1 protein-coding gene is annotated in these 392 nt (G+C 56.4%); it reads left to right on the forward strand.

Annotated elements, in window-relative coordinates:
- Positions 1-186: 186 nt before the first annotated feature.
- Positions 187-392 (forward strand): hypothetical protein (locus AC1RPN_RS08525; RefSeq protein ID WP_481763763.1); only part of this gene is annotated, 206 nt, incomplete at its 3' end.

Here is a 392-nt window from a genome sequence, read left to right on the forward strand (position 1 = left end):
GGAATATCTGGCCCGCATGTACGGAGACGACGAATAAGGAAAGGGGCCCGCGCGGCCCCTTTTGCTTGGTGCGTAAAACCGCAGAATAAAGGCTTAGTAAATCGCTCAACTATTGTTGACGGGTCCGCCCGGCCCGCATACAATAGTCTCACTTTCAACGAGTAACAACCTAAACGGAGTAGCAAAATGGCGAAGCGCGTACGAGACACGAATGCAGGGCAAAGCATCAGCGCATGGGTCATCCTCAACCGGCGCGGGCGTGAGGTCGCACACGTGCAGGCGTATCACGGCAATTCGGCAACTGTTGACGTGTACGCCATTGGCGACGAGGCGGTAGCCCGCAACATGGTTGCAATGGGCACCCTCAAAAAGGGTGATCCCCTTCCCTACGG

The organism is Dellaglioa sp. CoH-57-MRSF-20, assembly GCF_056781955.1.